At 65.7% G+C, this 22,043-nt stretch carries 20 protein-coding genes; 10 read left to right on the top strand and 10 right to left on the bottom strand.

The genetic code is table 11. The features are described 5' to 3' along the window. Nucleotides 1–185 precede the first annotated feature (185 nt). The 4 genes from IB256_RS03715 to IB256_RS03730 all read left to right on the top strand — a co-directional run bounded on the left by IB256_RS03715 (nucleotide 186) and on the right by IB256_RS03730 (nucleotide 4,016). A complete protein-coding gene (locus tag IB256_RS03715) occupies nucleotides 186–1,031 on the top strand; it encodes an AAA family ATPase (protein ID WP_015476360.1) in 846 nt (281 codons plus the stop codon). A 237-nt stretch (nucleotides 1,032–1,268) separates the two neighbouring features. Next, nucleotides 1,269–2,450, top strand: coding sequence for a vWA domain-containing protein (locus tag IB256_RS03720; RefSeq protein WP_192291168.1), 1,182 nt, complete (start codon nucleotides 1,269–1,271; stop codon nucleotides 2,448–2,450). Between the two features lie 225 nt (nucleotides 2,451–2,675). Beyond that, on the top strand, nucleotides 2,676–3,695 hold the full coding sequence (locus IB256_RS03725; protein ID WP_192401314.1) for an AraC family transcriptional regulator: 1,020 nt from the start codon (nucleotides 2,676–2,678) through the stop codon (nucleotides 3,693–3,695). 105 nt (nucleotides 3,696–3,800) lie between these two features. Then, complete coding sequence (locus IB256_RS03730) at nucleotides 3,801–4,016, top strand: DUF3079 domain-containing protein (protein ID WP_081520326.1); 216 nt, start codon at nucleotides 3,801–3,803, stop codon at nucleotides 4,014–4,016. A gap of 74 nt (nucleotides 4,017–4,090) precedes the next feature. Here the strand turns inward: IB256_RS03730 and IB256_RS03735 are convergent, their stop codons facing one another. The 3 genes from IB256_RS03735 to IB256_RS03745 form a co-directional block, all read right to left on the bottom strand. After that, complete coding sequence (locus IB256_RS03735) at nucleotides 4,091–4,660, bottom strand: hypothetical protein (protein WP_192224152.1); 570 nt, start codon at nucleotides 4,658–4,660, stop codon at nucleotides 4,091–4,093. Nucleotides 4,661–4,793: 133 nt separating this feature from the next. Beyond that, nucleotides 4,794–5,840 carry a class I SAM-dependent methyltransferase gene (locus IB256_RS03740; protein ID WP_192401316.1) on the bottom strand — a complete coding sequence of 349 codons (1,047 nt, stop codon included), beginning with the start codon at nucleotides 5,838–5,840 and terminating at the stop codon, nucleotides 4,794–4,796. Nucleotides 5,841–6,039: 199 nt separating this feature from the next. Next, entirely contained in the window at nucleotides 6,040–8,457 is a 2,418-nt protein-coding gene (locus IB256_RS03745) for a DUF3772 domain-containing protein (protein ID WP_412547953.1), read from the bottom strand. 294 nt (nucleotides 8,458–8,751) lie between these two features. Here IB256_RS03745 and IB256_RS03750 point away from each other — a divergent pair, with 294 nt between their 5' ends. From IB256_RS03750 to IB256_RS30765, 4 genes are all read left to right on the top strand, one after another. Beyond that, nucleotides 8,752–9,792, top strand: coding sequence for a histone deacetylase family protein (locus IB256_RS03750; protein ID WP_081520330.1), 1,041 nt, complete (start codon nucleotides 8,752–8,754; stop codon nucleotides 9,790–9,792). Nucleotides 9,793–9,879: 87 nt separating this feature from the next. After that, nucleotides 9,880–10,977, top strand: a complete 1,098-nt coding sequence (locus IB256_RS03755) for an extracellular solute-binding protein (RefSeq protein WP_081520354.1) — start codon at nucleotides 9,880–9,882, stop codon at nucleotides 10,975–10,977. A gap of 143 nt (nucleotides 10,978–11,120) precedes the next feature. After that, on the top strand, nucleotides 11,121–12,059 hold the full coding sequence (locus tag IB256_RS03760; RefSeq protein ID WP_192401320.1) for a DMT family transporter: 939 nt from the start codon (nucleotides 11,121–11,123) through the stop codon (nucleotides 12,057–12,059). A gap of 175 nt (nucleotides 12,060–12,234) precedes the next feature. After that, nucleotides 12,235–12,369, top strand: coding sequence for a PA1414 family protein (locus IB256_RS30765; RefSeq protein ID WP_263864885.1), 135 nt, complete (start codon nucleotides 12,235–12,237; stop codon nucleotides 12,367–12,369). 75 nt (nucleotides 12,370–12,444) lie between these two features. Here IB256_RS30765 and IB256_RS03765 read toward each other — a convergent pair whose 3' ends face one another. The 6 genes from IB256_RS03765 to speB all read right to left on the bottom strand — a co-directional run bounded on the left by IB256_RS03765 (nucleotide 12,445) and on the right by speB (nucleotide 19,625). Continuing rightward, a complete protein-coding gene (locus tag IB256_RS03765) occupies nucleotides 12,445–13,170 on the bottom strand; it encodes an MBL fold metallo-hydrolase (protein WP_192401322.1) in 726 nt (241 codons plus the stop codon). Between the two features lie 324 nt (nucleotides 13,171–13,494). Next, nucleotides 13,495–15,096 carry a 5-guanidino-2-oxopentanoate decarboxylase gene (locus IB256_RS03770; protein ID WP_192401324.1) on the bottom strand — a complete coding sequence of 534 codons (1,602 nt, stop codon included), beginning with the start codon at nucleotides 15,094–15,096 and terminating at the stop codon, nucleotides 13,495–13,497. A 90-nt stretch (nucleotides 15,097–15,186) separates the two neighbouring features. Beyond that, entirely contained in the window at nucleotides 15,187–16,566 is a 1,380-nt protein-coding gene (locus IB256_RS03775) for a sodium:solute symporter (RefSeq protein WP_138212723.1), read from the bottom strand. 132 nt (nucleotides 16,567–16,698) lie between these two features. Further along, a complete protein-coding gene (locus tag IB256_RS03780) occupies nucleotides 16,699–18,213 on the bottom strand; it encodes a purine-cytosine permease family protein (protein WP_192401326.1) in 1,515 nt (504 codons plus the stop codon). A 25-nt stretch (nucleotides 18,214–18,238) separates the two neighbouring features. Further along, nucleotides 18,239–18,649, bottom strand: a complete 411-nt coding sequence (locus IB256_RS03785; RefSeq protein ID WP_192291150.1) for a YybH family protein — start codon at nucleotides 18,647–18,649, stop codon at nucleotides 18,239–18,241. A gap of 16 nt (nucleotides 18,650–18,665) precedes the next feature. Next, a complete protein-coding gene (gene speB, locus IB256_RS03790) occupies nucleotides 18,666–19,625 on the bottom strand; it encodes an agmatinase (protein WP_081520337.1) in 960 nt (319 codons plus the stop codon). 288 nt (nucleotides 19,626–19,913) lie between these two features. Here speB and IB256_RS03795 point away from each other — a divergent pair, with 288 nt between their 5' ends. Continuing rightward, nucleotides 19,914–20,810, top strand: a complete 897-nt coding sequence (locus tag IB256_RS03795) for a LysR family transcriptional regulator (protein WP_024765259.1) — start codon at nucleotides 19,914–19,916, stop codon at nucleotides 20,808–20,810. Then, nucleotides 20,807–21,403, top strand: a complete 597-nt coding sequence (locus tag IB256_RS03800; RefSeq protein ID WP_192401328.1) for a tRNA-uridine aminocarboxypropyltransferase — start codon at nucleotides 20,807–20,809, stop codon at nucleotides 21,401–21,403. Before IB256_RS03795 ends, IB256_RS03800 begins: the two co-directional genes overlap by 4 nt. 105 nt (nucleotides 21,404–21,508) lie before the next feature. On the opposite strand, the gene IB256_RS03805 is transcribed toward IB256_RS03800, so the two are convergent. Continuing rightward, nucleotides 21,509–21,832: a hypothetical protein gene (locus IB256_RS03805; RefSeq protein WP_192291146.1), complete on the bottom strand. Its 324-nt coding sequence runs from the start codon at nucleotides 21,830–21,832 to the stop codon at nucleotides 21,509–21,511. Between the last annotated feature and the right edge of the window lie 211 nt (nucleotides 21,833–22,043).

The following is a 22,043-nucleotide window of genomic DNA, read 5'->3' on the forward strand; positions in this document are numbered from 1 at the left end:
TCGATGTAAAGTAAACTTGTCATCGACAGGCCATTTGCGATCAGTCATCCCCTGACCCGCCATTCAATGACTGAATGCCGCGTCTGCGTTCACACTCGCCTCGGCTGCGCGGTATAGTCGCAGCTTGTCCGACCATTCGCCCGGCCCGGCAGAGCGCCCGGCCCGCATCGTTCGAGGATTCACCGATGAAGTTCGAAGGCACCCAGTCCTACGTCGCCACCGACGACCTCAAGCTGGCGGTCAACGCCGCCATCACCCTGCAGCGTCCGCTGCTGGTGAAAGGCGAGCCGGGCACCGGCAAGACCATGCTCGCCGAGCAGTTGGCGGAGTCCTTCGGCGCCAAGCTGATCACCTGGCACATCAAGTCCACCACCAAGGCCCACCAGGGCCTCTACGAGTACGACGCGGTCAGCCGCCTGCGCGACTCGCAGCTGGGCGTGGACAAGGTCCACGACGTGCGCAACTACATCAAGAAGGGCAAGCTCTGGGAGGCCTTCGAGGCCGAAGAGCGCGTGATCCTGCTGATCGACGAGATCGACAAGGCCGACATCGAGTTCCCCAACGACCTGTTGCAGGAACTCGACAAGATGGAGTTCTTCGTTTACGAGACCAACGAGACCATCAAGGCCAAACAGCGCCCGATCATCATCATCACCTCGAACAACGAGAAGGAACTGCCGGACGCCTTCCTGCGCCGCTGCTTCTTCCACTACATCGCCTTCCCCGACCGCGAGACCTTGCAGAAGATCGTCGACGTGCACTACCCGAAAATCAGCGGCACGCTGGTCAGCGAGGCGCTGGACATCTTCTTCGACGTGCGTAAGGTGCCGGGCCTGAAGAAGAAACCTTCCACCTCCGAGCTGGTGGACTGGCTGAAGCTGCTGATGGCCGACAACATCGGCGAAGCCGTGCTGCGCGAGCGCGATCCCACCAAGGCCATCCCGCCGCTGGCCGGAGCGCTGGTGAAGAACGAGCAGGATGTGCAGCTGCTGGAGCGCCTTGCCTTCATGAGCCGCCGCGCCAGTCGTTAATTATCGGGCTGCTGAGCGTCGGCCATGCTGCGTTGGAATCAGACTCGGAAAGCCACTTGTGGCTAACGCACTTTAGTGCGGCCCCGTAGGGGCGAGCGGAGCGAGTAATGCTCATTTACAGTCGTAAACTCCGCTTCCTCGTCTGATTCCGCCTTGCCTGGCTCTAGCTCGCAAGCCCTTGCACCGAGTGCAAAAGGAGCATCGCTCCTGCATCAATGAATCAACGAGGGTGCAGCCATGCTGCTCAACCTGTTCAACGAAATGCGCGCGGCCAAGGTGCCGGTGTCGGTGCGCGAGCTGCTCGACCTGATCGATGCGCTCAAGCACCGCATCGTGTTCGCCGACATGGACGAGTTCTACTACCTCGCCCGCACCATCATGGTGAAGGACGAGCGCCATTTCGATAAGTTCGACCGGGCCTTCGGCGCCTACTTCAAGGGCCTGGAAAAGCTCGACGACCACCTCAAGGCACTAATCCCCGAAGAGTGGCTGCGCAAGGAGTTCGAGCGCCTGCTGACCGACGAGGAGCGTGCGCAGATCCAGTCCCTGGGTGGCCTGGACAAGCTCATCGAGGAGTTCAAGAAGCGCCTGGAAGAGCAAAAGGAGCGCCACGCCGGCGGCAACAAGTGGATCGGCACCGGCGGCACCAGCCCGTTCGGTTCCGGCGGCTTCAACCCCGAGGGCATCCGCGTTGGCGACGCCGGCAAGCGCCAGGGCAAGGCCGCCAAGGTCTGGGACCAGCGCGAGTACAAGAACCTCGACGACCAGGTCGAGCTGGGCACGCGCAACATCAAGATCGCCCTGCGCCGCCTGCGCAAGTTCGCCCGCGAGGGCGCAGCGGAAGAGCTGGACATCGACGGCACCATCGACCACACCGCCAAGGATGCCGGGCTGCTCAATATCCAGATGCGCCCCGAGCGCCGCAACACCGTGAAGCTCCTGCTGCTGCTGGATATCGGCGGCTCCATGGATGCCCACGTGAAGGTCTGCGAGGAGCTGTTCTCGGCCTGCAAGACCGAGTTCAAGCACCTGGAGTACTTCTACTTCCACAACTTCATCTACGAGTCGGTGTGGAAGAACAACCTGCGCCGCTCCAGCGAGCGCACCGCCACCTTCGACCTGCTGCATAAATACGGGCCGGACTACAAGGTGGTGTTCGTTGGCGACGCCGCCATGGCTCCGTACGAGATCACCCAGGCCGGCGGCAGCGTCGAGCACTGGAACGAGGAGGCCGGCTACGTCTGGATGCAGCGCTTCATGGAGAAGTACAAGAAGCTCATCTGGATCAACCCGTACCCGAAGGACACCTGGAACTACACCGCCTCCACGGGGCTGGTGCGCGAGCTGGTGAAGGAACAGATGTTCCCGCTGACCCTGAGCGGCCTGGAAGAGGGCATGCGCTTCCTCTCGCGCGGTTGAGTTCCTCCACGTTTGAGTGCCAGGACGGTGCACCCGCACCGTCCCGGTGTCCGCGAAGGTAACCCTGCAGCCGGGCGGGAATTGCCCCTCCCGGCGTCGAAAGCCCCGCCCCGTGGGGATCGATACGGCCACGCTGGGTGGCCGGCATGCAACTTGCCTCACCCTGACCTGCGCCGGCCGCGGTAACATCCGCTGGCGCGCCGTAGCGTCTACGATGGGCATCGAATGAATCCTCTGACCTTCTCCCGCTCCACCTGGCTCAACTCCCTGCACATGACCTCGCTGACCGTCGCGCTGATGGAGTCCGAGGGGCACAGCCGCGAGTCCATCCTCGAGGGCAGCGGCATCACCGGCGACGACCTGCTCGACCTGCGCCGGCTGGTCAGCCCCTGGCAGGAGCAGCAGGTCTTCGGCAATGTGCAGGGCCTCGCTGGCGAGCCGGCCCTTGGCCTGCGCCTGGGCGTGCGCACGCGGATCACCGCCTACGGTCTGCTGGGTTATGCGCTGATCTCCGCGCCGACCCTGGGCGAGGCGCTGCGCATCGGCCTGAGCTACCCGGTGCTGCTGGGCACCTACTTCCACCTCGCGCTGGAAGTGGACGGCGACATGGCCTGGTTGGTCGCCACCGGCTACGGCGAAGAAGAAGAGCTGCGCCCGTTCAATACCGAGCTGTGCCTGGGCTCCCTGAAGGTGGCCTGCGCCGACCTGCTCGGCCAGCCGTTGCCGCTGGTGCGCGCTGAGTTCGATTACGCCGGCCCGGCCGATCGCCGCGCGGCCTACGCCACGCTGTTCGGCTGCCAGCTGGAATTCGATTGCGCTCGCAGCGCCATCGGCTTCCCGGCGAGCTGGCTGAACATGCGCCTGCCGCTGGCCGACGCAGTGACCCACCGCGAGATGCTCGAACAGTGCCGCCGGCAGAACATCGACCTGGCCGCGCGCCGCGCCTGGCTCGACAAGGTCCGCGCGATCCTCGGCGAGCGCCTGCAGGAACCGCCGGGCCTGGAAGAGCTGGCGCGCCGCCTGAACTGCTCCTCGCGCAGCCTGCGTCGCCACCTGCAACAGCAGCAGACCAGCTACCAGCAACTGCTCGATGAGCTGCGCTTCGCCCGCGCCAAGGAACTGCTGCAGGACGGCGACATGCCGATCTACCGCATCGCCGAGGAGCTGGGCTTCAGCGAAACCGCCAGCCTGCGCCACGCCTTCCAGCGCTGGAGCGGCCAGCCGCCTAGCCACTTCCGTGCGTAAAGATGCGCATGAATTTCGCGCGAAATTGTCGCAGATCAAGGATCAGGTCGGTCTGACAGGCATAGCCTTCAGGGATCCCACAAGGAAACCCTCGAGGGCCTGATCATGGCCAAGAAATTCCCGCTCAATCCTCCGCACCCCGAGCGCATCTGCTGGGGCTGCGACCGCTATTGCCCGGCGACCAACCTGGCCTGCGGCAACGGCGCGGACCGCACCATGCACCCGGCCGAGATGCTCGGCGATGACTGGTACCAGTTCGGTGACTGGGGTATAGAGGCGCCCAACACGATTCCCACTGTGCAGCTGGAGCCCGCCAGCTAGCACGCTCCGCGCCGTGGCGGCGCCGGAATGAAGAAAGCGCGCACTCCCTCCCCGGAGTGCGCGCTTTCGCGTCATCAGCCCTTGGCGGGAGTGATGCCGTAGATCTTCTGGAAGCGGGCGATCAGGCTGACCGGCTTCTTCTCTTCCTTCTGCATCAGGTAGACCACACGCTCGCCGTTGGGGCCGCTGGCGATTTCGGTGTGGCGGAAGATCGGTTCGCCCAGGCCGTTCATGTCGACCATGTCGCCGTAGCGCTGGGCCACGTAGATCACACCTTCCTGACGGATCTCGCCGTAGAAGCCGGCGGCCGGCGGCAGGCTCTGCTTGTAGAACTGGTAGGAGGCGATCTTCTTCGCGTCCTTGTCCTTGTCCTCGGCGCGCACGACCAGCACAACGTTCTGGCCGAACTTGTCCTTCTCGCCGACTTCCTTGGTGTAGGTGGTCTTGCCGGTCACGATGTAGTCCCGGTAGACGGTGGCGTCATCGAACAGGTAGAGGGTCTCGTCGGTGCGGACCAGGTACCAGTCGTCGTTGTTGGGGGTGGCTTCCTTGCTGGCGACCGGAGCCTGAGCGGCGCAGCCGGCGAGGGCGGCGACGAGCAGGGCGAGAGATGCAGCTTTGTTGGCAGTCTTTTTATTGAACATCTTTGGGGGCTTCCCTGGGTTGAAAGCCTGCGAGTTTCAACGGGTCGCATAACGGATTGATGACGGCAAAATGACGAATTGTTTCCGTGCTACAGCGCCCGTATTCCGGGCGCTGTAGCCGATCAGGGAGGCATTACGGGCGGGCTTCGAGGATCAGGTTGAACGGCGTTTGCGCCGCGCGGCGGAAGCGGCTGAAACCGGCTTGCTCGAACACCTTGCGCAGGCGTGCTTCGCCAGCCTGAGCCCCCAGCCCCAGCCCGACTTCCTGGGACAGCGAATTGGGCGTGCAGATGAAGGTCGAGGCGGCATAGAACAGCCGGCCGACCGGGTTCTGGTTGTCATCCAGGTGGTCATTGGCGAAGGGCTCCACCAGCAGTACCGTGCCGTCCGCCTTGAGCGCCTGGCGCGCGTGCTGCGCGGCGCCCACCGGGTCGCCCATGTCGTGTAGACAGTCGAAGAAGCAGATCAGATCGTAGTCGTTGCCGGGGTAGTCCTTGGCGCTGGCGCGCTGGAAGCTGGCACGCCCGCCGACTTCTGCCTGACCGGCGCGCTGGTTGGCCACGTCGATGGAGGGCTGGTGGTAGTCGAAGCCGACGAAGTTCGACGCCGGGAAGGACTGCGCCATGACGATGGTGGAGGCGCCGTGGCCGCAACCGACGTCTGCGACCTGAGCACCGCGTTCGAGCTTGCCGACCACTTCGTCCAGAGCCGGCAGCCACTCTGCAACCAGGTGCGCGCGGTAGCCGGGGCGGAAGAATTTCTCGGTGCCGGAGAACATGCAGGGGTGGTGATCGCCCCAGGCCAGGCCGCCGTCGCCGCGCATGGCGGCGACCAGCTTGTCCTTGTCGTGGTAGAGCGCCGCGACCACGGAGGCGCCACCGGCGACGTACACCGGCGAGTCCTCGATGGCCAGCGCCATGGCCTGTTCTTCGGGCAGGCGGAAGTTGCCGTCCTGGTGCTCCATGTAGCCGGAGGCGGCATGGGCGCTGAGCCATTCGCGCAGCAGGCGGGCATTGCAGCCGCTGCGTTCGGCCAGTTGCGCCGGGCTCAGCCACTGACCGTCGGCCATGGCTTTGTAGAGGCCCAGTTCTTCGCCCAGGATGATGTTGGCGAGCATCGCCGCGCCACCCATGTCGGTGACCAGCTTGCCCATGAATTCGTTGAGTCTGGCTTCGTCCATTGCGCGATCTCCCGTGCGCCGCAGCGGGGAGGCCCGGCGGCAACCGAGGAAGGAAGGCGGCAGGCGGCGATGCCGGATGCCGCGACGGGCGCCGGCCAACGGCGGGCACGGGACGCTGCAGGCGCAACGACGGCTCCCGCGCGGGACTGTTGCGCAAAGGCCGGCGAGGCGGCTGCCCCGCTGGCGTAACCCCTTCATTCTACGGCGGCGGATTCGGCCCGGTATCGTCGCCGACTTGTGGTGTTGCCGCTTCGTCGGCGGGCTCCGCGCGCGCCAGTTGCGGCCGCTGCAGGATCAGGTTCTGCGGTGTGCTCAGGCTGATGCCGGCCTCGCGCAGGCCGCTGAAAATGGTGAACAGCAGGTCGCTCTTGGTCGAGTACACCGCTCGCGGGCTGCTGACGTTACCCGAGGCGGCCAGGGTCAGGCCGGTGGCGCTCAGGTCCTTGAAAGTCACCGAAGGGGCCGGCGTCTCGACGATGTTCTCGTGTTCGCTGTAGGCCTTGAGCATCAGTTCGCGGACCTTCTGCACGTCGGTATCCAGCGGCAGGGTGAGGTTGATGCCGACCACACCCAGCGCGCTGCCCATGGTCACGTTGCGCACGTTCTGCGAGATGAACTGGGAATTTGGCACGATCACCGTGGACTGGTCGGACATCTGGATTTCCGTGGCGCGCACGTTGATCCGCCGGATGTCGCCCTCCACGCCACCGGTCAGGCTGACCCAGTCGCCCACCTTCACCGGGCGCTCGGTGAGCAGGATCAGGCCGGAGATGAAGTTCTGCACGATGGCCTGCAGGCCGAAACCGATACCCACCGAGAGGGCGCTGACCACCCAGGTCAGGCTGGTGAGGTTGATGCGCAGTGCGGAGAGCACCAGCAGCACCAGGATGACCATGCCGATGTAGCCCACCAGTGTCACCAGCGAGGCGCGCATGCCTGCGTCCATGCGCGTTTCCGGCAGCAGCTCGTCGGCCAGCCAGCGCTTGAGCAGGCGCAGGCCGAACAGGCCGGCGGCCAGGGTGCCGAGGGCCAGCAGGATGTCCTGCGGGACGATGTTCAGGCGCCCCAGTGACTGGCCGCTTTCCACCAGCTGTACCAGGCCCTGGAGCAGCTCGCCGGGGCTGGTGCCGGAGGTGGAGAAGGCGATCAGCAGGGTGGACAGTACCAGCAGCGTGCGCCCCGCGCCGGTCAGCAGGGTGGCGAATTGCGCCTGGTGGCGCGGATCGACGCCGAGGTTTTCCGCCAGCCGCTCGCCGATCGGCTGGCGGGGCGACAGCAGTACCTCGCAAAGGTCGACGAACAGGCTCGTCAGCAGGTAGCCGGTGGCGCACACCACGCTGGCCCAGAGCAGCTTGCCGGCAAAAAAGTACGCCAATGACAGATAGCCGGTGGCCAGTGCCAGCACGATCAGCAGCACCGTGACCAGCATTGCGAACACCAGGATGCCGGCCAGCGGCGAGGTTTCGTGGCCTTCGGCTTCGCGGCGCGCAACGCGATAGCGATACAGCGCGATGCCGTAGAGCAGGGCCGTCGCCAGGGCGGTGAGGCCGTTGACCGCCACGGTCAACGCGAGGCTGGCGCCGCTGGAGCTGTTGATGCGATCCAGCGTGCCCAGCACCAGCAGCATCCAGGCCATCAGCCAGGGGAAGGGCGAAAGGGCGGTGGCCACTGGGTCGGGCAGGTCGGGCAGTCGCCAGGACGGCCTCTGCACGGCCAGCAGCGCGCGGCCCAGGCCCGCGGTGAAGGTGCAGAAGATCACCAGCGAGAGCATCTGGTTGCCGAGGTTGTCCATGTTGCCGCTGAGCTGGCCGTGCCAGTTCATGCCTTCGTGGATCACCGTGGCGCCGCCACCGAGGGTGAGGATGGTGGCCAGGCCGACCGCCACCGCCAGGGCGCTGCGGCGCAGGCGACCGACCGGAATCCAGCGGATCATCGCCTTGGTCAGCAGCTGCTCCAGCAGGCGCCGGCCGGGAATCCACAGCAGCAGGGCGACGAGCAGGCTGGCGATGAAGGGGGAACGGTGCTCGGGCTGCCAGACCGTGGAGAGGGCGTCGCCGATCTGCGCGCGCATGGATTGCAGGCGCGTCAGGTCGTCGTCGGTGGGACGGATCAGGGTCGACCAGAAGCTGGGGCTCAGCGGCGGCGGGTAGCGCGTGGCGATCTGCGAGTTGAACTGGCTGCGGCGCAGGTTGACGATCTGCGCGGCGAGGTCCTGGGCGTTCTTGTCCAGCTGGTTGGCGCGCTCCAGCTGTTTCTGCAGGTCTTTCTGGGCATCCGTCAGGTCGTTGCGCTGCCGGGTCAGGCTCTCGGCCTCGTTGGGCGTGACCGGGCCGAGCACCTTGAGCTGGTCCTCGGTGCGCGACAGCACGGTGCCGATGTCGGTGGCGTTCTGCTCCGCGCGGGCCTGAACGGCCAGCGCGGACTGCCGCAGGTTCGACAGCAGGCCATCGTCGCTGTCGGCGGAGACGCGCTGGCGGATCAGTTCGAGGCGCGCGCTCAGTTGGTCGACGCCAGCATCCTCGGGCAGGTCCGGCAGCTGGATGGAATCGCCGGCCTGGACGTCGGTCGGCTCGTCGGCCAGCACGGCGCCAACACCGGCCAGCGACAAGGTCAGCATCAGCAGCGCACGGCTGCAGGCGCGTACGAAGGTTTCCCGCATCTTCCCCCATCCTGTGGTCAAAACGCTTGATGATGTTCGACCGGCTCTGGGTCAGGACAATTCCCTGAGCATAGCGCCGCTGCGGTGGGGCTTTGCCGGGCGAAAGTGGATAATCAGCGCATGCAGATGGTTAAGGGTCAGAAATTCTGGCCACATCGATCCCCTTTTGGCCGCTTCCGCTGTTCTGCGCGAGGCGGTCGCTGGGCAGAATTCCCGTCACCGGACAACAAGAATCCTTCAGAGGGTACTCCCATGCTTACCGTGTACAGCGATGATCACCGCCTGCATTTCGGCCAGTCCGAACTGGTCGACGGCAAACTCCAGCCCTGCTTCGAGATGCCCAGCCGCGCGGACACCGTGCTGGCCCGCGTGAAGTCGCAGAACCTGGGCGAAATCATCGAGCCCAAGGACTTCGGTATGGAGCCGATCCTGCGCGCGCACAACACCCGCTACGTCGAATTCCTCAAGGGCGCCTGGGCCCGCTGGGCGGCCGAAGGTCACACCGGCGACCTGGTCTCCACCACCTTCCCGGGCCGGCGCCTGCTGCGTGACGGTCCGATTCCGACGGCGCTGATGGGCGAAGTGGGCCACTACAGCTTCGACACCGAGGCGCCGATCACCGCCGGCACCTGGCAGGCCGTGTACAGCTCGGCCCAGGTCGCGCTGACCGCCCAGGACCACATGCGCCAGGGCGCCAGCACCGCCTTCGCCCTGTGCCGTCCGCCGGGCCACCACGCCGGCAGCGACTTCATGGGCGGCTACTGCTTCCTGAACAACGCCGCCATCGTCAGCCAGGCCTTCCTCGACCAGGGTGCCAAGCGCGTGGCCATCCTCGACGTCGACTACCACCACGGCAACGGCACCCAGGACATCTTCTACCGCCGTAACGACGTGCTGTTCGCCTCGATCCACGGCGACCCGCTGGTGGAGTACCCGTACTTCCTCGGCCACGCCAACGAGCACGGCGAAGGCGCCGGCGAGGGCTACAACCACAACTACCCGCTGCCCCATGGCACCGGCTGGGATGGCTGGTTCGCCGCGCTGGAAGACGCTTGCCGGAAGATCGCGGACTACGCGCCTGACGCGGTGGTTGTATCGCTGGGCGTGGATACGTATAAGGACGACCCGATTTCCGAGTTCAAGCTGGACAGCCCGGATTACCTGAAGATGGGCGAGCGCATCGCCGCACTGGGTATTCCGACCCTGTTCATCATGGAAGGCGGTTACGCGGTGGAGGCCATCGGCGTCAACGCGGTGAACGTGCTGCAGGGCTACGAAGGCGCTGCACGCTGATAAGACGAATCGGGCGGATGAGAATCCGCCCGTTTGCTTTTCATTGCTCGCAACCTTTTGCGCGAGCGCATCCAGCTGGGGAAGGACATGAACAAGAATACCGCGCTGCGCGGCCTGCTCGCCGCCGCCACCCTCGTCACGGCCAGCGCCGCCAGCGCTGCGCCGGAAGTGCGCATCTACAACTGGTTCGACTACATCGGCCCGGACACCCTCAAGGGCTTTCAGGGCGAGACCGGCATCAAGCCGCAATACGACGTCTACGACAGCAACGAAGTGCTGGAAGCCAAGCTGCTTTCCGGGCACTCGGGCTATGACGTGGTCGTGCCCAGCGACAGCTTCCTGCCCAACTACCTCAAGGCCGGCGTGTTCCAGCCGCTGGACAAGAGCAAGCTGCCGAACTGGAAGAATCTCAATCCCGCACTGCTCAAGGTGCTGGAGAGCAAGGACCCGGGCAACCAGTACGTGATGCCCTACATGTGGGGCACCAACGGCATCGCCTACAACGTCGACAAGGTCAAGGCCGTGCTTGGCGACAACGCGCCGCTGGACTCCTGGGACCTGGTGTTCAAACCGGAAAACCTCGCCAAGCTGAAATCCTGTGGCGTGGCCTTCCTCGACTCGCCCACCGAGGTGATCCCGCAGGTCCTGCATTACCTGGGCCTGTCGCCCAACAGCCACAACCCGGACGACTACAAGAAGGCCGAGGCACTGCTGGCGAAGCTGCGCCCGAACATCACCTACTTCAGTTCCTCGAAGTTCGTCACTGACCTCGCCAACGGCGACGTCTGCGTGGCCCTGGCTTGGTCCGGCGGCGCGATGCAGGCGGCCAATCGCGCCAAGGAAGCCGGCAACGGCATCCACATCGAGTACCGCATTCCCAAGGAAGGCGCCGCCGCCTGGTTCGACGTGCTGGCGATTCCGAAGGATTCGAAGAACGTCGAGCAGGCCCATGCCTTCCTCAACTACCTGCTGCGCCCGGAAGTGGTCGCGCCGATCTCCGATTACGTGGCCTACGCCAACCCCAATCAGGCGGCGGACGGGCTGATCTCCAGGGAGCTGCACGACAACCCCAACGTCTACCCGCCGGCGGACGTGCAGGCCAAGCTGTTCTCGGTGGAAATGCTGCCGCCGAAACTGGAGCGCATCCGTACCCGCACCTGGACCCAGGTGAAATCCGGGAAATAATGTCGCAGATGGCTGGCCGAACAGCGGATTAACGTTGGCGGCCGGCTGGCGCGAGCTGGCATGATCGGCGGACTTTCCTCGAGGAAGCCCGCCGATTGTCCTTTCGGCTTCCCGATTCCTGACTTTTGCTGCCGAGCCTTGCCATGAACTCCCAAGCCAATATCGTCGAGCGCAAGGGCGCCGACGCCTTCGCCATCCAGGTCATGACCGGCCTGTGCGTGATCTGGGGCATCCAGGCGGTGATGGTGAAACTGGCCGCGCCGGACATCGCGCCGATCATGCAGGCCTTCGGGCGCAACCTGGTGGCTGCCGTGGCGGTGGGTCTGATCATGTGCTGGCGCGGCGGCTGGGACGGCTTCCTGCGCCAGGGCACGCTCAAGGGCGGGCTGCTGGCCGGTGTGCTGTTCGCCGCCGAGTTCTTCTTCATCGCCCAGGGGCTGGTCTATACGTCGGCCTCGCGCATGGCGGTGTTCATCTACACGGCGCCGATCTTCTCGGCGCTGGCGCTGCATTTCCTGCTGCCCAGCGAGCGTCTGCGGCCGTTGCAGTGGCTGGGGATCGGCGTGTGCTTCGGCGGCATCGCGATGTGCTTCGGCGGCGGCTTCGACTTCGCCAACATGGACAGCCGCATGCTGCTGGGCGATGCCTTCGGCGTACTTGCCGGGTTCGCCTGGGGCATGACCACGGTGGCGGTGCGCACCACTCGGCTGTCCGAGGCCAAGCCGATCCTGACGCTGTTCTACCAGTTGCTGATCGCCGCACTGCTGCTGCCCTTTGCCGCACTGGCGCTGGGCAAGACCCATGACGTGAGCTTTACCGCCATCGGCGTGAGTAGCGTGCTGTTCCAGGGCCTGGTGGTGTCGTTCTTCAGCTACTTCACCTGGTTCTGGCTGCTGCGCCGCTACCTGGCGTCGAACCTGGCGGTGTTTTCCTTCATGACACCGATGTTCGGCATCGCTTTTGGCGTGCTGATTCTTGGCGAGCCGCTGACCCTGAATTTCGTCGCGGGCGCCGTGCTGGTACTGGCGGGTATCACGCTGGTAAGCAGCGAGCAGTGGATTCGCCGGATGCTTCGCCGCTGAATTGGGAAATGTCGTGCTCTTGATTCAGGTCAGGCGCTGCGGCGGGGGAAGACGATAGTCTTTGTTGCAAGGAGTGAGTGGCACGGGCGGAGAGTGGGACGCCGGGCTATTCTTCCTAGGGCGGCCCATGGTGGTAACGGGCCGCCCGACCTGAATTCGTACAAGGAGGCATTCCATGAAAGTCTGGCTGCAAAGCATTGCGTGGAAACTCGGTGTCACGCTCGGCCTGATCGAGCCTCCACGTCTGCAACCCATCCCTGTCCGCCGCGACGAGCAACGTCGCCTGATGGAGCAGCGTAGGCGCTATTGATTGCGCCCCGTCCATCGCAAAAGGAAAACCCGCCAGCTGGCGGGTTTTTTGTTTTGGCTCTTCACGGATCGCCCGTTATTCGTGGGCCTTGAACCAGTCGTCGATCATCGACTTCAGCCGTTCCCCGGAGAAACTCTCGAAGTGCCCGCCGTGTACGGTGCGCACCGGCAGCTCGCGCAGGCGCGCCAGGCTCGCGGCGTAGTCGTCGAGGTTGGAGTGGTAGGCGTCCTCGATCAGCGGGCCGTCGTAGATGATGTCGCCGGAGAACAGCGTCTGCGTCTTCTCTTCCCACAGGCTGATACCGCCCGGCGAATGACCGGGGGTGTGCAGTACCTGCAGGGTACGGTCGCCGAGGTCGAGCACGTCGCCTTCGTCGATGGTGCGGGTCGCCGGCGCGGCCTTGACGCGGTACTCGGCGTAGCACAGCGGGCAGTCCGGGTGCGCATCGAACATCTCGTCGTCGACGAAGGCAGTAGCCAGGGTGCGTTCGCCGTCGGGGCTGGCGAGGATGTCGGCTTCGGCCGGGTGAACCAGGCGCTCGTCGAACTCGTGGTGGCCGGCGATGTGGTCGAAGTGGGTGTGGCTGGCCACGGCCAGCAGCGGGCGGTCGGTGAGCCAGGGCAGTTGTTCGCGCAGGCTGACCAGGCCGGAGCCACTGTCCACCAGCACGTCGCGCTCGCGTCCCTGGATGTGCCACATGTTGCAGCGGTAGAAGGGGCGGACGTAGGGCTCGTGGATCAGGCTGACGCCGTCGTAGCAGTGACGGACCTCGAACCAGCGGTCACGGGTGACGATCTTCATGAGTCGGATTCCGGGTGGGATGCGCGACGCGTCCGGCGCGCGGGTGACTGTGCATTCACCCTAACCTCTCCCAGAGGGAGAGGGAACCGTTCGGAACCTGGGGGGGGGGAGTGGCCGGCGCCGGTAGCTGCGCCAGACACCCGGCTCCGCGCGTTTCCCGCTCCCTCTGGGAGAGGGCAGGGCGGCGGGGCGGGTTGGGGATAACCCGCCCCACGTCGCAAGCAACGTAGGGCGAATAACCGCTTGCGGTTATCCGCCGATGGCCGTGGTGCGAGGGCCGATGGCGGATAACGCTGGCGCGTTATGCGCCCTACGGGACCTGGGTTACGGCGCGAAGGGCGCCGCTTCCATCACTTCCACGATCAGCGGGCGATCGCTCGGCGCGGTGCGCAGCAGCTCCTGCAGGTGGTCGTGGTCGCGGGCGCGCTCGGCGGCGCAGCCGAAGCCGCGGGCAATGGCGAGGAAGTCCGGGGTGTAGATGTCCACGCCCAGTGGGGTGATGTCGCGGCGTTCCATGTAGCGCTTGATCTCGCCGTAACCGTGGTTGTTCCACAGCAGCACGACGATGCCCACCTTGGCTTCCACGGCGCTGGCCAGTTCGGTCATGGTGAACTGCAGGCCACCGTCGCCCATCAGGCTGATCACCGGGCGGCCCGGCTCACCGAGCTTGGCGCCAATGGCGGCCGGCAGGCCGTAGCCCAGGGTGCCGTAGCCGGTGGAGGCGTTGAACCAGCGACGACCGCCGTCCAGTTCCACCAGGTGGTTGCCGCTGTAGACGGTCTGGGTCGAGTCGCCGACGAAGCGCGCGTCGGGCAGCACTTCGAGGATCTTGTCGAACAGGGTGCGGTAGTGCGCCCAGCCGCTGAAGTCCTCGGCCAGTTGCGCGCGCACCTTGGCTGCGCGCTGGGCGCCGGGGCTGGCGGCGTCGGCCTCGCGGGCAGGCAGCAGCTCCAGCAGGGCGCGCATGGCGGTGCGGGCGTCGGCCTGGATGGCGATGGTCGGCGCGAAGTTGCGCATCAGCTGCTGCGGGTCGATGTCGATGCGGATCAGCTCGCCGCCGATCTTGAAGTTGCCGTCGAACACCACGTCGTAGTCGGTCTCGCCCAGCTCGGTGCCGATGGCCAGCACCACGTCAGCCTCCAGCGCCAGTTCACGGACCGGGATCAGCGACTGGTTGCTGCCGATCAGCAGCGGGTGGCTCGGCTGCAGCAGGCCCTTGGCGTTGATGGTCTGCGCGGTCGGCGCATCGAGGGCAATGGCCAGCGCGCGGGCTTCGGCCTGGGCGGCTACGCAGCCACCACCGAGCAGCAGCAGCGGCTTCTGTGCCTTGGCCAGCTTGGCGGCGGCCTCGTGCAGCGGCGAGCGGGCCGGGGCCGGGCGGGCCAGCTGCACGCGCGGCAGCACCTGCATGTGGTCGGCCGGAGCGGTGATGATGTCCAGCGGCAGCTCGATGTGTACCGGGCGCGGGCGCTCGCTGTCGAACACGGCGAAGGCGCGGGCCAGCACGGCCGGCAGCTCGTCGACGCTCATCAGGGTGTGGCTGAAGGCGCTGACGCCGGCAACCATGGCGCGCTGGTTCGGCAGCTCGTGCAGGTAGCCGTTGCCGTGGGCCAGGCGCGAGCGCTCGTTGACGCTGGAGATCACCAGCATGGGGATGGAGTCGGCGTAGGCCTGGCCCATGGCAGTGAGGATGTTGGTCATGCCCGGGCCGGTGATGATGAAGCAGGTGCCCGGCTTGCCGGTGACGCGCGCGTAGCCGTCGGCCATGAAGCCGGCGCCCTGTTCGTGGCGCGGGGTGATGTGGCGGATGCCGCTGTGGGGCAGACCGCGGTACAGCTCGACGGTGTGTACGCCGGGGATGCCGAAGACGGTATCGACGCCCCAGGCTTCGAGTTGCTTGACGAGGAATTCGCCGCAGGTGGTCATGGCAGTTCCTTACTATTCGTGGGTGAGGTCATCATGCAAAAGGGCGCGGAGATCAGCTCGCCGCGCCCTCTTGCCTAGCGCAAGTTCTTATCAGGCCGCGTCGGCTACCGGCGCCGGGCGGGGCGACAGCAGGCTGACGACGATGAAGCTGACCAGGCCGATGGCCAGGCTGTAGTAGATCGGGGTATTGGCGTCGAGGCCATCCTTGAACATGAACACCAGGGCGGTGATGAAGCCCAGGGCCATGCTGGTGATGGCGCCGGCGGTGGTGGCGCGCTTCCAGTAGATGGCGCCGATCAGCGGGATCAGCATGCCGCCCACCAGCAGGTTGTACGCCAGGGTCAGGGCGTTGAGCACGTCGTTCACCACCAGGGCGATGCCCAGTACCACGATACCGGTGAGCAGGGTGCAGATGCGGTTCAGGCTCAGGCGGGTGGAACGCTGGCCGGTGAAGATCGGCAGCAGGTCTTCGGTGATGGTGGTGGAGGCGGCAAGCAGGCCGGCGCTGGCGGTGGACATCATCGCGGCCAGGGCAGCGGCGATCACCAGGCCGCGGATACCGTCCGGCAGGGCGGCGCTGACGATGGCGGCGAAGGCGTTGTTGACGTTGTCCAGGTCAGGCAGCAGGACCTTGGCGCACATGCCGATCAGCGCGCCGACCAGGCCGTAGATCACGCAGTACACGCCAGCGGCGGTGCCGGCGTACTTGGTGACCTTGTCGTCGCGGGCGGTGAACACGCGCTGCCAGATGTCCTGGCCGATCAGGATGCCGAAGAAGTAGATCAGGAAGTAGGTGATGATCGTGTCGTAGCCGATGGTGTGGAAGCTGAAGGCGCTGGCCGGCAGCTTGGCGACCAGCTCGTCCCAACCGCCGACGCGGTACAGGCAGATCGGCAGCAGGATGAACATCAGGCCGACGGTCTTGATGATGAACTGCACGATGTCGGTCAGGGTCAGGGACCACATGCCGCCGATGGTGGAGTAGATCACCACGACGCCGCCGCCCAGCAGTACGGACACCCAGAACGGCAGGCCGAACAGGACCTGCATCACGGTGCCGATGGCCAGGGTGGAGACCACGCCGATCATCAGCGCGTAGGCGAACATGATCACCGCCGAAGCCTGGCGTGCCATGGGGTTGTAGCGGCGCTCCAGGACCTGGGTAACGGTGAAGATGCGCAGCTTGAGCAGCGGTTTGGCGAGGAACAGGTTCAGCGCGATGATGCCCGCGCCCAGGGCGGCGCACAGCCAGAAGCCGGAGATGCCATGGACGTAGCCCAGGCGCACGGTGCCCACGGTGGAGGCGCCGCCCAGCACGGTGGCGGCCATGGTGCCCATGTAGAACGACGGGCCGAGGTTGCGGCCGGCCACGAGGTAGTCTTCGTGGGTCTTGGCGCGGCGCATGCCGTACCAGCCCAGCCACAACATGCCAGCGGCATATATCAGTACGACGATCAGATCTAATGCCATGGTCGGCTCCTCACACTTGCATTGTCATTGTTGCCGCGCGCTTGTGGCGTGCGGTAGGGCATCGGACCGGCGGCAACCGGTCCGATGGGGGCTTTCAGGTAGAGCGTTTCGCGTCAGGCCACGAAGCCTGGATCAGGCAGACGTCTCGCTGATGCTGCGGACCGGGCGGTCATGGCTGCCGACCCAGCGCGGGCCCTTGGGGCCATAGACGCCAGCGGGTTCGGGGAAGGTGCGCAGCAGGGCAAGGTAGAGCAGGGCGGCCATGCCGAGGGTCACCGGCAGGCTGATGTCGATACCGCCGGCCAGGTTGCCCAGTGGGCCGACGAACTGGCCCGGCAGGTTGACGAAGCACAGGCCCATTGCCGCGCTCGGGATCCACGCACCCATGCCGCGCCAGTTCCAGCCGTTGTGGAACCAGTAGGCGCCGCCTTCCTGGCCACGGGTGAACACCTGCAGGTCATCGGCGTGGTAGAAGCCACGGCGGATCACCAGGCCGAGGATCATGATCACCATCCAGGGGCTGGTGCAGGTGATGATCAGCACGGCGAAGGTGGACACGCTCTGCACCAGGTTCGCGGCGAAGCGACCGATGAAGATGAAGGCGATGGACAGCAGGCCGATCAGCAGGGTGGCCTGCACACGGTTAAGCAGGCGCGGGAACACGCTGGACATGTCCAGGCCGGTGCCATACAGCGAGGTGGTGCCGGTGGACATGCCGCCGATCACCGCGATCAGGCACACCGGCAGGAAGAACCAGCTCGGCGATACGGCCAGCAGGCCGCCGACGTAGTTGTTCTGGGCGATGTAGTCCGGGGCGTTGACCGCAACGATGGTGGCGGTGGCCAGGCCGAACAGGAACGGGATCAGGGTCGCCAGCTGGGCGCAGATCACCGCCAGCATGATGCGCTTCTGCGAGGTCTGGCGCGGGATGTAGCGCGCCCAGTCACCGAGGAAGGCGCCGAAGGACACCGGGTTGCTCATGGCCAGCAGGGCGGCGCCGATGAAGGCAGCCCAGAAACCTTCGCTGCCCATCTGCACGGTGCCGGCGTAGCCAGCGTCGAAGGGGCCTGCGAAGGCGAACAGGCCGAGCAGGAACAGCAGGCTCGCGGCCCACACGGCGATCTTGTTGACCATCAGCATGAAGCGGAAGCCGTAGATGCAGACGATCAGCACCAGCACGGCGAACAGACCGTAGGCCAGGCCCAGGGTCAGGTCGGTTTCCGGCAGGTCGAACAGGCGCTTGGCGCCGCCGATCAGCGCATCGCCCGAGCTCCACACGGAGAGCGAGAAGAAGGCGACGGCGGTGAGCAGCGACAGGAACGAGCCGACGATCCGCCCGTGCACGCCGAAGTGGGCACCCGAGGAGACCGCGTTGTTGGTGCCGTTGAGCGGGCCGAACAGGCCCATGGGCGCGAGGATGAGCGAACCGACCAGCACGCCGAGGACGATGGCCCAGACGCCGGCCTGGAAGGACAGCCCGAAGAGCACCGGGAAGCTGCCGAGCACGGCGGTGGCGAAGGTGTTGGCGCCACCGAAGATCATGCGGAACAGGTCGGTGGGCGTGGCGTTGCGTTCGCTATCGGGGATCTGTTCGACCCCGAATGTCTCGATCGTTGTGATTGCGTGTGCGTTGTTCTTGTTATCCATGACTTCCTCCCGGGGAGCCCTGTCTTTATGGCGTCGGCGACGGTGACAGGTGCTCGTGTGTGGCCAGCCAGCGGCCCTGTTTCGGATCACGGCGGAAGACGATGGTCTCCCGTTCGTGGTTCAGGCTTTCCTCTCCCTGGATGCGCAGCCGCGTGGTGACGTCGTGGCAGAACACGGCCACGTCTTCGCCCTGCAGGCTCACAAAGGTGTTGCTCGAAAGGCAGTCAAGGACCTCGAAACCATCGTCACGCAGCCAGCTTTCCCACACCTCGCGGTAAGCCGCGCGCGAAAGCAGCGGCTGCGGCCAGGTGTGGAAGATGAAACTGGCGTCTTCGCTGAAGGCGGCGAAGTAGGCTTCGGTGTCGGTGCGCGCGAAGGCTGCCACGAGAACGCGGGCAGCCTCCAGCACCTGTGCTACGCAGGCGTCATTATTCATTGGTGTGCTCGTGCGCTCAGCGGCGCTCTACGCCCGGGAGGATGCAGAGCATTTCGTACAGCAGGTTGGCGCCGAGCAACGAGGTGTTGCCGGTGGTGTCGTAGGGCGGGGAGACCTCGACCAGGTCGCAGCCGATGATGTCCAGGCCCTGGCAGCCACGGACGATCTCGATCGCCTGAATGGTGGTCAGGCCGCCGATTTCCGGGGTGCCGGTACCGGGCGCCCAGGCCGGGTCGATGCCGTCGATGTCGAAGGACAGGTAAACCGGGCCGCCGCCGACTTTCTCGCGGACTTCGGCCATCAGCGGTTCCAGCGACTTGTGCCAGCACTCTTCGGCCTGCACCACGCGGAAGCCCTGCTTGCGGCTCCAGTTGAAGTCTTCGGCGGTGTAGCCCTGCGCACGCAGGCCGATCTGCACCACGCGGTCGCAGTCCAGCAGGCCTTCTTCCACGGCGCGGCGGAAGGTGGTGCCGTGGGCGATCTTCTCGCCGAACATGTGGTCGTTCACATCGGCGTGGGCGTCGATGTGGACCAGGCCGACCTTGCCGTGCTTCTTGTGGATGGCACGCAGGATCGGCAGGGTGATGGTGTGGTCGCCGCCCAGGGTCAGCGGGAGGATGCCGTGGTCGAGGATCTTGTCGTAGGACTCCTCGATGATGCGCACCGCTTCCATCAGGTTGAAGGTGTTGATCGCCACGTCGCCGATGTCGGCGATGTTCAGCGAGTCGAACGGCGCGGCGCCAGTGGCCATGTTGTACGGCCGGATCATCACCGACTCGGCGCGGATTTCGCGCGGCCCGAAACGAGTGCCGGAGCGCAGGGAGGTGCCGATGTCCAGGGGCACGCCGACGAAGGCGGCGTCCAGCTCGTTGAGCTCTTCGGGGGACTGGATATGCGGCAGGCGCATCATGGTGGCGATGCCGCCGAAACGCGGCATTTCGTTACCGCCCAGGGGCTGGTGAAGTTTCTTGTCCATGGGGAGGGCCTCAGGCTGATCGCTGTCTTCGTGGAAACAGGCTTGTTGAATACTGAGATCGGATTCTCATCAGACTGGGTAGTGGAAAAAATCGCTGGCTACAAATAATCACTTCAGAGTTTTCTAAACTAATGGCGGTCGCTAGACTGCGCCACCTGGCCGCAGCAGACGGCTCGCCGGGCTTGTGGTCTGCGGTTCCTGAATAGATAGCTGGCTTGCTATCATCCGTTTTTCAGGTACAGAAAGTACTGAACTAGAGCGGCCTGGCCGCGGTTTTGCGGAGTCTTCATGAGCGCGAGCGCACTGCCCGACGTCAAACTGCTGCGGATTTTCGCCTGCGTGGTGCGCAGCCAGGGCTTCGCCGCCGCCCAGCAGGAGCTGAACCTGTCGACCTCGGCAATCAGTACCTACATGAGCCAGTTGGAGAACCAACTGGGCATCGTGCTCTGCCACCGCGGCCGGGGCGGCTTCGGGCTGACCAGCAAGGGCGAGCTGTTCCACCAGGAAACCCTGCGCATCCTCGGCGAACTGGAAGGCTTCGAACGCTACGCGGCGACCCTCAAGGGCGAGCTGCGCGGCACCCTGAACCTCGGCGTGCTGGACTCCACCGTGAGCGATCCGGCGCTGCCGCTGGCCGACGTGATCGGCTCCTTCAGCAGCCTGCACCCGGCGGTGCACCTGCATCTGCAGGTACAGAGCCCGTACGAGCTGCAACTGGCGGTGCTGGATAACCGTCTTGACCTGGCCATCGGCTCTTTCTTCAGCCGGATGAACGGCCTGGTCTACCAGCCTCTTTATAGAGAGCAGCACTGGCTGTACTGCAGCGACCGCCACCCGCTGTTCGACGGCCGGCGCATCCCCGCCGAGCTGATCACCCAGCAGCGCATGGTCGGCCGTGGCTACTGGAGCCAGGCGGAACTGGCGCGGCACGGCTTCAAGCACAGCGCCGGCACCGTGGAGAGTATGGAAGCGCAGCTGATCCTGATCCTCTCCGGCGGCTACATCGGCTACCTGCCCGAGCACTACGCGCACCCCTGGGTAGAGCAGGGCCGCCTGCGTGCGCTGCTGCCGGCGACCTTCGGCTACCAGGCGCCGTTCTCGCTGATCCTTCGCCGTGGCCGGTCCCGCGAGCCGCTGATCCAGAACTTCCGCGACCTGCTGCGCACCCAGCCGAGTCAGTCATGAGCCGCGCCCGCTGCCCGCGCTGCGAGCGTCCGCTGAACCATTGCCTGTGCGCGCTGATCCCGCATCTGGACAACCGCACCCGCGTGCTCCTGCTGCAGCACCCGAGCGAGGTCGGGCATGCGCTGAATACCGCACGCCTGGCGGCGCTTGGCCTGGTCAATGCAGAACTGCTGGTCGGCGAGGATTTCAGTGGCCTCGACCTGTCCGCCTGGGATGCCTGCCTGCTGTTCCCCGGTGAATCCGCCGTGGCGCTGGCCGAGCTGGCCGCGCAGCCTGTGGATAAACCACGCCTGCTGGTGGTGCCCGACGGCACCTGGCGCAAGGCGCGCAAGCTGCTGCACCTCAACCCGAACCTCGCGGCGCTGCCGCGAGTCGTGCTGCCGGAAGGGCTGACCTCGCGCTACCGCCTGCGCAAGGCGCCGGCCGAGGGTGCGCTGTCGACCATCGAGGCGGTAGTCCATGCGCTCGATGCGCTGGATGCGCCGCAGTCCCACGCCGACCTGCTGCGTCCGTTCGATGCACTGATCGAAGGGCAGATTGCGGCGATGGGGGAGGAAACCTTCTTGCGCAACCACGGGCCGCGTAGCTCATAGCGCGATCCGCTGGCCGGGCCGGTGGATGCCCTGCGGTCCGCGCGCGGAATCGATGGGTATCGCTGCGCTCCACACCATCCTACGTCGTGATTGTCCTGTGAATATCTATGCTTGCGGGGACAAGGTGCGGTAGCGCTCCACCAGCAGGGGAATGGCGCGCTCGCGCCAGAAAGTGCAGCTGACCATCCCGCTGGACATGCCACCGTGGGCATGGCGCGGCAGGTGCACGTGGCTGGGATGATGCAGGCCGGTGCCGGCCAGTTGCTCGAAAAGCCGCGTGAGCAGCTGCGTCAGCTCCGTCTCGCTGGCGGGCCAGGGTGTGGCGGCGAGGTGCTCGGCCATTTCCCGCCACAGGTACGGGTCGCCGCGCAGGCCCCACTGGATGGGTTCTTCGTGGAAGAGGTCGGCCACTGAGGTGAGACGGGACATGGGGGACTTCCTTGTGGAGTGTTCCTGAGGCCGCGTGGGCGGGGAGTGCAGTGTCACCGCTCTCGAGGGAGTCTGGAAAGGTCGTCCGCGCATCGATTTCTGCCCGACGGGCATCCCCGTGCCAGCACCGCCGTTATACTGCGCCCCTCATTCCCCTTCGCGAGGTGTTCGTCCGATGCGCAATTGATGCCGCCGTGGTTTCACGGCCCGC

This window comes from Pseudomonas sp. PDM17 (genome assembly GCF_014851985.1).
Lineage (GTDB): Bacteria > Pseudomonadota > Gammaproteobacteria > Pseudomonadales > Pseudomonadaceae > Pseudomonas.